This window comes from Peribacillus sp. TH27 (assembly GCF_016650915.1).
Classification (GTDB): Bacteria; Bacillota; Bacilli; order Bacillales; family DSM-1321; genus Peribacillus; species Peribacillus butanolivorans.
The window spans coordinates 5,218,637-5,231,049 of record NZ_JAEKEV010000002.1; the positions used below are offsets into that span (position 1 = coordinate 5,218,637).

The following is a 12,413-nucleotide window of genomic DNA, read 5'->3' on the forward strand; positions in this document are numbered from 1 at the left end:
AGATGGTTATCAAAACTCACTTAAGGGTATTGTACAGTACATTACTTTTAAAGGAGAAGATACCATGGACAATAGATTTATAGCAATTTATGATAATGAAAATGAAGCAACCTTAGCAGTTGAAAATTTAAAGAAAAAAGGATATTCATCCGATCAAATATCATTAGTTGCTAAAAATATTGATAAATTACCAAATGAAGCCGAAGAAGTGAGTCCTACAAAGACTGATGGATTCGTAGCCGGTGCAGCAGCAGGTGGCGCTCTTGGTTTAACTGGTTTAGTTATTGGGATGAGTGCATTGGCTGTACCTGGAATCGGCCCGATATTAGCTGCAGGCCCTATTTTCACCACATTTGGAGGAGCGGCAGCTGGGGCAGCATCAGGTGCCGGAGGATTGAAGAAGCCATTATTGGATATTGGTCTAGATGAAGCAGAAATCGATCGGTATGTGGAGGATATCAAGGCTGGGAAAATTCTTGTCATAGCAGATCCTATTTTAAGTAAGTCGTAAGTAAAACCTCCTTGAATTGAACAGATCTACGATGATGGACAACTGAGCTCCTTGGTCTCAAATGCTCAATATGAAACAGGTAGTGTTTATAGAAAAACCCCGTTCAGAATTTCTTGAACGGGGTTTTTGTGTTTGTACATCAATTTTATTATCAGTAACTTTAAAATCAAAAGGAATTCCACATTTGTATGAAGAATATAAGGGATATTGTCCTATTAGTGTGAAAGGAATGAAAATTTCGAAAAATAAAATAGGTATTAAATGAAATGTCCTTACCAAGTAATTGGTTATATGAAGAGCAGGGGGGATCACCCATTTTTAGTTCAGTTTTTGATTTCATTGAATCACTAAATAATGAATACTTTAAGAAATTAAGGTGAAAATTTTACTCATAATGATTTTACGCCTATAAGAAGTTAATGTTAAAAGCGTATTCTAGTGATGAAAAGCAGGAGAACATAAACATTCGAAAAAGAAAAAGGTTAGTGGCGTAATGTAAGTAAAGAGACTTTAAAAAGTTTTATGAGATACTTTGAATGTGATACCCATCCCCCTTTAAGAAGGTGAATAACGTATTGGATGATAATCAAAACCAATCTTAATACTAGGGTTTAGAATTAAAAGTGAAAAGGCTGTGTATTGAAAAAACCCACGATAACAGGGTTTTTTATTTTTCAAAGGTGATTTTTAAAAATAAAATATCTAATTTCTAAATAAATTCTTTTGCGGTTTTGAACGAAAATTTTTGCTTGGCATTCTTAGCTATCTCGATTATATCAAGTCCTGGTTTGACTAGAGCTTTAATAAGAGGTTGCTGAGTTATAATATTCAATAAACCAAAATGAATTTTACGCTGGAGGTGTGTGTGTTGATAAAAATTAAACTCGTTGTTCCTCGAAAAGGGTATATTACGGATGCGTTTGAAAGATTTGAGGAATTCAACCAGTTGGAAGAGTTGGAAAATAAAGATAATGGTTCAGTGAAGTTTGTGTTAGAGGAGGTAGTTGTGGATGCTGATCAGATTGTGAAGTTGAAGCTTGATGCTGATGTAGTCATCTCAAGGGGATTAATCACGAAACTTTTAAAAGAAAGCAATGAATTTATTCCTATCATTGATATACCTGTACAAGGTATTGATCTCATTCGTTGTCTGTATGATTGCAAGGCACGTTTTGGCAGTAAAAAAGTGGCCGTTATAGGAGCGCTAAATATGATTTATGGAGTGGAAAACCTTTCGGATATAGTTGATTTGCCAATTCAGTCCTATATATTAAATAATATCGAGTCCTCAGCCAGTTTAGTAGATTTAGCTGCCAGTGATGGCTGTGAGGTGGTGCTAAGTGGTTTAAGTACCTGTAAATATGCTGAAGAGATAGGATTGGGAGCCATTCTAGTTGACACTGGAAAGGAATCATTTCGGCAGGCGTTGATTGAGGCGAAAAGAGTAGCTCTAGTCAGTAGAAGGGAACAGGAGAAGACCAAGCGTTACCAAACGATTCTTAATTATGCCTATGAAGGAGTTATTGCTGTAGATTTAAAAGGACAAATATCTGTATTTAATACTGCCGCTCAGGAGATATTATCCATTTACAAGGGGAGCTTAATTGGAAATTCTATATACGATATAATAAAACAGGGAAAATTTCGTAATATGCTGTTAAGTGACGATGAATACGAAAAAGATATTGTTGCTTACCAATCTATTCAATTATCGGTAAAAAAAGTTGGGATATTTTTAAAAGGTAAAAAAGTAGGAGATATGGTCGCCTTTCAAGATGTTACACGCATTCAGGAGATGGAAGGGAAGTTCTATAGGAAGATTCATTTACGCGGACATGTGGCTAAGTACACATTTGATGATATATTGTTTCAGAGTTCCGAAATTAAGAGGACGATTGAAACAGCTCAACGTTATAGTGAAGTAGATTCAAATATTCTTATAATTGGAGAAACCGGAACGGGCAAGGAAATATTCGCCCAAAGTATACATAATCATAGCAACCGGAAAAATAACCCGTTTGTAGCCATTAATTGCGCTGCGCTTCCCGAAAATTTATTGGAAAGTGAGCTATTTGGGTATGCAGAAGGAGCTTTCACAGGGGCAATGAAAGGCGGAAAGCAAGGATTTTTTGAACTGGCACATAGAGGTACGATCTTTTTAGATGAAATAGGAGAAATCTCTCCAAAAATGCAGAGCCGGCTGCTACGAGTCCTGCAAGAGCGAGAAATCATGCGCATCGGTGATGATAAAGTAATTCCGGTTGATGTGAGAATTTTGTCGGCAACGAACAAAGACCTCATGCAAATGGTTAAAAGTAATGACTTTCGGGAGGATCTGTATTATCGCTTGAGTGTACTGGACCTTGTATTGCCTCCACTTCGGGAACGAAGAGAAGATATTCCGTTATTGGTGAATGCTTTTATTCAGAAAGGTCTTTCGGATCAAAAACAAATTAAGATTACGGATGCTGCAAAGAAAAAGCTGAGTGAAGGAAATTGGGAAGGGAACATTCGTCAATTGCAAAATTTTTGTGAGCGATTAAGCGTTCTTTATAAAGACAAGTTAATTGATGTGTACGATATCGAAATGTACTTTCCGAATAAGAGTAAAAAGAAAATACTGTCGAATCAAGAGGAAGAAAGGGATATGTCACCAGGGATACATTTATCCGAGCGTGAAAGAATTGTTCAAACGTTAAAAAAGGTTAACTATAATAAAGGAAAAGCTGCCTCTGAGTTAGGGATGAGTCGCACGACTTTATGGAGAAAGTTGAAAAATTTGAATATTGAAACAAATTGAAACGAAATGAAACTATTTAATTCAATTTGAAACAATTTGTTAACTTTATTTATTTATTAATTAGAGAACTAATTGGCTTCTTTCTTGGATAAACTGATGTTTTTTATGTTGGCACGATTATTGTATATATACAATGGAGTAGGAAAGATACTTCTTTCCAGGTTAACATGAAAGGGTGTGGGCATATGAGTCATTTAGTGTATATTCCTCAAGATATTGAGAAAGAGGGGAAAAGTTATTTAGTAGAGAAAGGCTATAAGATTAAAGTAGGGTCTGATCTGGCGCAAGAAATTCTTATGGAAGAAATCAAGGATTGTGATGCAGTATTAACGAGATCAACGGCTGTAATAAATAAAGAAGTTATTCAAGCAGCTGAAAATCTCAAAGTAATTGCTAAGTATGGAGTGGGCTTGGACAATATTGATATCGAGGCCGCTACTGAGCGTGGCATTTATGTAACAAATACGCCAGAGGCAAATGCGAATGCTGTAGCTGAACATGTAATGGCATTAATTTTATCTTTGTCCAAAAACTTAAGCTTGGCGGATAAAGAGCTACGCAATGGGAATTTTGCTATCCGTAATCAACTTTTTGGCATGGACTTGGAAGGCAAGACTTTGGGGATTATTGGACTAGGGAGAATCGGTAGAATTCTGGCAAAAAAGGCTTCTAAAGGCTTCGATATGAAAGTAATTGGCTACGACCCATATGTTACAGCTAGCACGAACTTGGAGTTAGAGATAGCAACAGATTTAGAATGGGTATTCAGAAACTCTGATGTTATCAGTCTGCATCTGCCGTTAACGAACACAACAAAAGGTATAATAGGAAGCCGTGAGTTTTCCTGGATGAAACCTTCATCCTATTTTGTAAACGCTTCCAGGGGAGGTGTAGTGAAGGAAAGTGATTTAGTAAATGCTTTGCAAGCGGGCGAAATTGCCGGCGCTGGAATAGACGTATTTGAAGTTGAGCCTCCTGATAAATGGAATCCTCTTTTTAAATTGGATAATGTGATTGTCAGTCCTCATAATGCGGCATTGACGAAGGAAGGTTCGATACGCATGGCTGTACATGCAGCAATGCAAGTGGATCAAGTTCTGACTGGCGTGAATCCTAAGTGGGCTGTAAATGAGCCCTTAACTAAAGGGTTGTCAATGTAATAATACAAGTTTAATTATTTGTTTTTTATAGAATAGTAATATATGAAAAGATCGAGTTTGGCATTAGTTGATAAGGATGGTGAATAAATGAAGAAAAAAATAATCTTTGTGATAAGTGTGGTACCAGCACTTGGTTCACTTGTTGTTATCAATCGAATTGAACCTTATGTTTTAGGAATGCCATTTGTTCTTTTTTGGGCCATATTATGGGTTTGTCTTACATCATTGTTTTTGATAATTGCTAATAAACTTGATCCTTCAACCAAGGAGGAAGAAGAGTAATGAATGCAGCCCTTCTTGTTATCCTTTTCTTTCTAGTTCTGTGTATTTGGTTAGGGCTACAAGCACGAAAAGGTAAAAATATGAGTTTGGAACAATGGGCTATAGGTGGACGAGGTTTCGGCAGTTTTTTACTCTTCTTTTTGATTGCCGGTGAAATGTTTACGACATATACGTTTTTGGGGGCAAGCGGCGGCGCTTATAGATCTGGTATGCCTCCTGCCTTATACGCTTTCAATTGCTTCTATTTCGTAATCGCCTATTGGCTGTTGCCGCCAATTTGGAAATATGCCAAAAAAAACAATGTCATATCTCAATCTGATTTTTATGACAAAAAGTACAATAGTCCGGCTTTAGGTGTGCTTGTGGCGGTAATTAGCGTTATTTCAATTATTCCTTATCTGATCATGCAATTAAAAGGGTTAGGAATTATCGTATCGGAAGCCTCCTATGGGTCCATCTCTCCTAATGTGGCCATAGTTGTAAGTGTAATTGCGATCACAATTTATGTAACTGCTTCAGGGATGCATGGAGTAGCGTGGACGGCGGTTATTAAAGATATCATGATTTTGGCAGTTGTCGTCTTTATGGGGATTTATTTTCCACTTCATTTTTACGGTGGTTTGCAGCCGATGTTTGAAGCAATCGATACAGCAAAACAAGGATTATTGATATTCCCTGAACAAGGATTGAGTATCTCTTGGTTTATTTCAGCTACGATTATGACAGCACTGGCATTCTATATGTTTCCTCATATGTTAGCGGGAGTGTTTTCTGCAAAAAGTCCAAAATCACTTCGTTGGAATGCTGGAGTTATGCCAATTTATCAAGTAATCATCATTTTTTCGCTTTTTATTGGTTTTTCTGCGATTCTTCAAGTTCCGAATTTACAAGGAGCAGAAGCAGACTTAGCTTTATTTAAAATGGCGAAGATGTCATTTGATCCCTGGTTTGTTGGAGTTATTGGAGCATCAGGGGCGATGGCCGCCCTTATACCTAGTTCACTCGTGTTGACGGCTACGGCCACGATTCTTTCAAAAAATGTATATAAGGTGTGGAAACCGAATACATCAGATGACCAACTTCGGAGATTGAGTAGGATGTTAGTACCTGTCATTGCTTTAGTGACACTATACTTTACGTTCAATGGCGGGGAGTCGATTTTTACTTTGTATCTTATGGCATATAGCTTTATGGCACAGTTGTTCCCAGCACTATTTTTCAGTCTGTGGAAAAAAAATCCTGTTACCGTTCAAGGAGCTTTTTTCGGAATGATCGTTGGAATTCTAATTGTCATATACTCGACTACTTCAGGTACGACACTTGCCACATTATTTCCATCTCTACCACAAGCAATACAGGATCTTGATGTGGGGTTAGCTGTACTATTTATCAACATTGCAGTGACTTTAGGAGTAAGTGCTATTACAAGAAAAACTTCAATTGAGATGGAAGAAGATAATAAACAAGTTTCCGGTATAGGAAAACTTGTAAAATAATATTAAAAATGAGTTCAAGATTAATTTAAACATAAATTACTAGAACGAAAACACGTTCTTGAAAGCGGGAGGCTTATTTATGAAAGTCAGTGGAGGTAGGGCAGTCGTAGAAGTAATGGCTAAAGAAGGGGTAAAAAAAGCTTTTTGTGTACCAGGTGAAAGTTATCTTAGTGTAATGGATGCATTATATCAACATCCTGAAATAGAACTTATTTCCGCCAGGCATGAAGGAGGTGCCTCTTTTATGGCGGAAGGGTATGCGAAGGCATCAGGTGAGGTAGGAGTTTGTATGGCAACGCGTGGAGTGGGTGCTACAAACTTAGCTATCGGTATTCATACTGCTGCTCAAGATTCAACCCCAATGGTTGCGCTTATTGGCCAAGTTGAACGCCCTTTTAAAGAAAAGGAAGCATTTCAGGAGGTAAATTTGACGGGTTTTTTCAGTCATTTATGTAAATGGACGGTAGAGATTGATCGTGTGGAAAGAATCCCAGAATTATTGCAACGGGCGTTTCATATGGCGAGATCGGGACGTCCTGGCCCTGTATTAGTGGCTTTGCCGCATGACATGTTAGAAGATGAGGCAGAGTTGAACATCTATCCTTCTTATCGCTCGCTTCCTCCTCAGCCACATATGGAAGTGGTGAAGCAGGTGATAGAGACGATACAAAAAGCGGAGCGCCCCGTATTGATTGCCGGTGGCGGTGTGATTCATGGTAAGTCTAACAGGCTGCTTGTACAGTTTGTCGAGGCGATGAAACTTCCTGTTGTTACCGCTTTCCGTCGATTCGACGCGTTTCCGAACTCACACCCTTGCTATGCAGGATGGCTTGGGTTTGGGACACCTCAATATTTACTTGATGCAATTCGAGATGCAGATGTAGTTTTGGCGTTAGGGACGCGATTCTCTCAAGTAGGAACACAAGATTACACCTTGCTTTCTGAAAATACAAAACTGATCCATGTGGATATTTGTCCCGATATTTTTGGTAAAGTGTATGCTCCTTCTCTAGCCATAGAAGCAGATGTCAAGAGTTTCTTAGAACAAGCGCTGCAAGCGTCAGGATCAGATTCTTCTATTTCAAGCGAAGATAATATGAAAGAATTGCACGATAAATATATGAAATTTTCTGAACCAAAGGCCGACTACACAGAAGATTTCGTGGATATGGACGGATTAATGCATGACATTACTGTCTGTCTTCCGAAAGATACCATTATTACAAATGATGCCGGCAACTTTTTTGGATGGCTATCCAGATATTATCGTTTTGAACATGAAAACACATACGTGGGGCCAACGTCGGGAGCCATGGGATATGGACTGCCTGCGGCAATTGGGGCAAAGCTGGCGCAGCCTCACAAACATGTTGTTTCTTTTTCAGGAGATGGCGGCTTTATGATGACTCTCCAAGAGATTGAAACGGCTGTACGATATAAAATTCCGACTATATCAATTGTGGTGAACAACAATATTTACGGAACAATCCGTGTACATCAAGAAAGGCATTTTCCAAATCGGGTCGTTGGAACTGACTTGTCCAATCCTAATTTTGCCGAATTGGCCCGCTTATTTGGAGCGCATGGTGAAAAGGTTGAAAAAAATAGTGATTTTGCGCCAGCACTGCAAAGGGCGATTGCTTCAGGGCTTCCGGCTGTAATTGAAGTTGCAGTCAATCCAAAGATTCTATCTGTTGCCCAAAACAAGAAGGAAGTACACGCAAAGCTATTGTCCAACAAATAGTTGCGGGGCATATATGCTGTGGCATTGTTTTTGCATTAGAAGTTAGTGGAAATAATAAAAGATTTTGGGGAGGTTTCACAGATGTTCAAACCATATTTAGTTGTGGAATGGAATGATACGGAAACAGATGCAAAAGGTTGGCTGGTCGTGCATAACTTTGTCAAAGGCTACGCAGGCGGCGGTACAAGAATGCATCCAACGGTCACAAAAGAAGAGGTTCAAAGGTTAGCTGAGGCGATGGCTTATAAGTATGTAGCCGGTGAATCTGAGACGACTGGCGGATGTAAAGCGGGCATTGCCTATGACTATAAAGCGCCAGACGCGTATGCAGTATTAAGAAGATTTCTAATTGCGATGATGCCTTATATAGACATCGGGGTATCTTTAGGCAGTGATTTAGGTACCAAATATGAAGATGTGCTCAAAATATTTAATGAATTTGGTATTGATATCCCTCTTACGAAATCAATGAAGCAGAATCCGAATGTTCTACAAGGGATAAAGGACTTTGATGAATTGTTGAAAACAAAAATTGACGGGTTGTATTTAAACGATGTCGTAACAGGCTATGGTGTAGCATTTTCGGCAGATGAGGCCTGGAAATTTAAAAGCGGAAAAGATGGAGCGAGAGTTGTCATTCAGGGATTCGGCTGTGTAGGAGCAAGCTGCGCATTGAAAATGTCCCAGTTAGGTTATAAAGTTGTTGGAATTTCTGATGCAACCCTTTTAGTAACGTGTGAAGAAGGATTAGATGTCCAAAAGCTTATTGATCATAAGAATTTGTACGGAGAAATGGATAAAGACTTTTTTGAACCGCATTATAATGTAAGGTCAAACACGGAATGGCTCGATATAGATTGCGATATTTTAATTCCGTGCGCACTAGAGGATGTCATCCACAAATCTAATGCTAAAAGTGTAAAAGCAAGCTTAATTGTGGAAGCGGCAAACATTCCCCTTTCTTCTGAGGGAGACGAAATCATAAAACAAAGAGGAATTGATGTTGTCAATGATTTCGTTGCCAACCTGGGGGCGATAAGATTTTATGAAGTGGTTATTTTCGGACTAGTTAAACCAAATCCGCAAGCTGTAGTTGATGATATTGAAAAACTTTGTAGGAAAAATACGTATCAGTTGTTTACAGAAGCAAAAAACCAAAATAAATATCAAAGAGAAGTAGCTTATGAAATATTTAAACCGACAATCAGCGACTTGCTAGAATATGCAGAACCCTCCGAAGCGTTACCTGCACAATAATGTGGTTTAATTTCAGAATAATGGGAACTCTCGTTATCTTGTGTTAATCATAAAAGTGTATAGAGCAGTTTATCGATTAGAAACGGGGGGGAATTAATGCAAACAGGACATGAAAATCAGCCAAAAGAATTACAGCGTTCGATGAAGAGCAGACATTTATTTATGCTCTCCTTAGGTGGGGTTATTGGAACAGGTCTTTTCCTGGGATCAGGTTATGCGATCGGTGAAGCCGGACCCGCAGGAGCGATTATTGCCTATTTGTTCGGTGGTTTATTAATGTACTTGGCGATGATTTGTCTCGGTGAATTATCGGTAGTGATGCCGGTGTCCGGTTCCTTTCAGGTCCATGCAACGAAATTTATTGGACCCGCTACTGGATTTGTCATTGGATGGATTTACTGGCTGAGTTGGGCTCTTTACGTAGGCTTAGAATTTGTAGCAGCTGGTTTGCTTATGACTAGATGGTTTCCTGATATACCAGTATGGGTATGGTGTATGATATTTACCGTACTTTTGTTCACTATAAATGCCTTAACAACGAGAAGTTTTGCTGAGACTGAGTATTGGTTCTCAGGGATTAAAGTACTTGCTGTTATTCTGTTCATAATTATCGGTGCGGCAGCGATGTTTGGATTGATTCGTATGGATGCACAACCTGCTCCGTTTTTTTCTAATTTTATGGGTGATGGACTATTTCCTACAGGATTCACGGGTGTGTTTATATCGATGATGACGGTCGTATACGCATTTCAGGGATCAGAAATCATGGGGGTTGCAGCAGGCGAGACGGAAAACCCCCAACAAAGTATTCCGAGAGCGATTCGAAACATCGTAATACGTGTGCTGCTTTTCTATGTTCTAGCAATCTTTATCTTGTCGGCTATCGTTCCGTGGCAAGAAGTTGGGGTGCTGGAAAGCCCATTTGTTACCGTGTTTGAAATGGTAGGTATTCCTTATGCCGCTGACATTATGAATTTCGTAATTTTGACGGCGGTCCTCTCTGTAGGGAACACGGGTCTGTTTGCTTGTACAAGGGTCCTTTTCTCCCTTTCTCAAAACGGAATGGCGCATCCTTCATTTGGAAAGCTAAATCGGCGCGGTGTACCTATTAATGCCTTACTCGTCACCTTGGTCTTTGCCTTGCTGTCGTTACTTACAAGTGTAGTAGCAGAAGAAACGCTATTTGTGGTGTTACTTTCTATAAGCGGGGTTGGAGGTGTACTTACTTGGATGGCGATTGCGTTCGCACAGTACAGATTCCGTAAGCAGTATATCAGAGAAGGAGGAAAGGTTGAAGATCTGAAGTATAGAGTACCTTTCTTCCCGTTTGCCCCGATTCTCTGCATCCTTATGTGTCTAGGTATTTTCGTGTTCACCGCTTATGATTCGACACAGCGCACTTCGTTGTATTGGGGATTAGGTTTCGTCGCTGCTTGCTATATATTTTACTATTTTAGGTATACGAGAAGGAAGGTAGATGTGCCTACCTTTACAAATGAACAGCCTAATGATTTCGTTCAATAGAAATTATTCTTAATATGCCGACAAATGAAAACGTGCAACCATTCGAGTATACACGAATGGTGGAAGAATCTATTTTAGAAGTTTCCAGTAATAAGCAAATCTATCATCTAGAAGTAGAAAAATAGAATACGGGAGGAAATCATATGCGTTACTTAAATTATATTAATGGAAAATGGAAAGAACCAACTACAGGGGAGTATAGGGAAAATCTTAGTCCCCATAATGGAGAAAATTTAGGGGAATTTCCATCTAGTGCTGCGGCTGATTTACATGATGCAGTGGCAGCCGCAAAAAATTCATTTCCTGCTTGGAAAAAACTTTCGTTTCAGCAACGGGCTTCATATTTGCAGAAAGCAGCTGATATTTTGAAAATGAATGTGCAGGAAGTAGGTCAGGATTTGATAAAGGAAGAAGGGAAAACATTCTTGGAAGGGATGGGGGAAGCCAATCGTGCTGCTAGCATACTTGAATATTATGCTGCTGAAGCTCGGCAGCCACTTGGAGAAGTAATTCCTTCAGCGAATGCAAATACATTTTTGTACACTACTCGTACTCCGCTCGGTCCGGTGGGGTTGATTACACCATGGAACTTTCCAATTGCTATCCCTGTGTGGAAATTGGCGCCAGCCCTTATTTATGGAAATACAGTCGTGATTAAACCGGCTGATCTTACACCTAAGTCGGTCTATCATGTGATAAAAGCATTAGATGAAGCGGGTCTTCCGGCTGGTGTCATTAATTGTGTATTCGGAAGGGGTTCTGTCATTGGTGCTGAATTAGTGGAACATCCGGATGTGAAGGCTATATCTTTTACAGGTTCGAATCAAGTAGGTCAGCAAATTCAAAAACAAGCCATTGAACATGGGAAGAAAGTGCAAGTGGAAATGGGAGGGAAAAACCCGCTCGTCGTTCTCGCAGATGCTGATCTTGAAAAAGCAGTGGAAATCGCTGTAGGCGGAGCTTTTAAATCCACAGGGCAAAAATGCACAGCCACTAGCAGGGTGATTGTCGAAGAAGGAATTTACGAAGCATTCCGTGAACGTCTTGTCGCGCGTACGAAAGAATTAAAAGTGGGCGACCCGCTTAACGAAGAAACATATATCGGTCCCGCTGTATCTAGATCACAACGCGATGGCGTGCTTGAAATGATTGATGCAGGGAAATCAGAAGCAACGCTTTTGTGTGGAGGAGAGATTCCGACTGAAGAGGAATTGGCGAATGGTTTTTATGTCCAACCGGCTATCTTTGAAAATGTTCCTCAACATGCCCGCATTGCACGTGAAGAAATCTTTGGACCAGTCATCGCCCTTTTTAAGGCCGGAAATTATGAGGAAGCAGTTAAGATGGCGAATGATACAGATTATGGATTGAGCGCAGCAATTTGCACGAATAATTTAACGGCGGCTCAACGGTTTATTGAAGATGTCGAAGTGGGTCTTGTCCATGTCAATTCGGAAACAGCAGGAACCGAACCGCAAATGCCATTTGGCGGATGTAAAAATTCAAGTGCAGGCAGCCGTGAACAAGGGAAGAGTGCTGTTGAATTTTATACTGAAATCAAGACAGTATATATGGATCGGGTATAACTAGAAAATAAAAATTGTACTAAGCTGTTTTTTGAACTTTAAAATTAGATGAT

9 protein-coding genes are annotated in these 12,413 nt (G+C 39.5%); all 9 read left to right on the plus strand.

All coding sequences use genetic code 11. The features are described from left to right. Positions 1–64: 64 nt before the first annotated feature. On the plus strand, positions 65–511 hold the full coding sequence (locus JFU24_RS26600) for a general stress protein (protein ID WP_201223822.1): 447 nt from the start codon (positions 65–67) through the stop codon (positions 509–511). 868 nt (positions 512–1,379) lie between these two features. Next, positions 1,380–3,311, plus strand: a complete 1,932-nt coding sequence (locus tag JFU24_RS26605) for a sigma 54-interacting transcriptional regulator (protein ID WP_201250719.1) — start codon at positions 1,380–1,382, stop codon at positions 3,309–3,311. 185 nt (positions 3,312–3,496) lie between these two features. After that, positions 3,497–4,471 (plus strand): hydroxyacid dehydrogenase, encoded by a 975-nt coding sequence (locus tag JFU24_RS26610; protein WP_201223823.1) that lies wholly within the window; start codon positions 3,497–3,499, stop codon positions 4,469–4,471. 87 nt (positions 4,472–4,558) lie between these two features. Further along, positions 4,559–4,753 (plus strand): DUF3311 domain-containing protein, encoded by a 195-nt coding sequence (locus tag JFU24_RS26615; RefSeq protein ID WP_201185568.1) that lies wholly within the window; start codon positions 4,559–4,561, stop codon positions 4,751–4,753. Next, positions 4,753–6,249 carry a sodium:solute symporter family protein gene (locus JFU24_RS26620; protein WP_201223824.1) on the plus strand — a complete coding sequence of 499 codons (1,497 nt, stop codon included), beginning with the start codon at positions 4,753–4,755 and terminating at the stop codon, positions 6,247–6,249. The genes JFU24_RS26615 and JFU24_RS26620 overlap by 1 nt, the downstream gene beginning before the upstream one ends. Before the next feature lie 79 nt (positions 6,250–6,328). Further along, positions 6,329–7,993 carry a thiamine pyrophosphate-dependent enzyme gene (locus JFU24_RS26625; protein WP_201250720.1) on the plus strand — a complete coding sequence of 555 codons (1,665 nt, stop codon included), beginning with the start codon at positions 6,329–6,331 and terminating at the stop codon, positions 7,991–7,993. A gap of 81 nt (positions 7,994–8,074) precedes the next feature. Beyond that, positions 8,075–9,250 (plus strand): Glu/Leu/Phe/Val family dehydrogenase, encoded by a 1,176-nt coding sequence (locus JFU24_RS26630; protein WP_201223826.1) that lies wholly within the window; start codon positions 8,075–8,077, stop codon positions 9,248–9,250. Positions 9,251–9,346: 96 nt separating this feature from the next. Beyond that, positions 9,347–10,774, plus strand: coding sequence for an amino acid permease (locus tag JFU24_RS26635; protein ID WP_201185564.1), 1,428 nt, complete (start codon positions 9,347–9,349; stop codon positions 10,772–10,774). 143 nt (positions 10,775–10,917) lie between these two features. Further along, on the plus strand, positions 10,918–12,360 hold the full coding sequence (locus tag JFU24_RS26640) for an aldehyde dehydrogenase family protein (protein WP_201223828.1): 1,443 nt from the start codon (positions 10,918–10,920) through the stop codon (positions 12,358–12,360). Positions 12,361–12,413 lie beyond the last annotated feature (53 nt).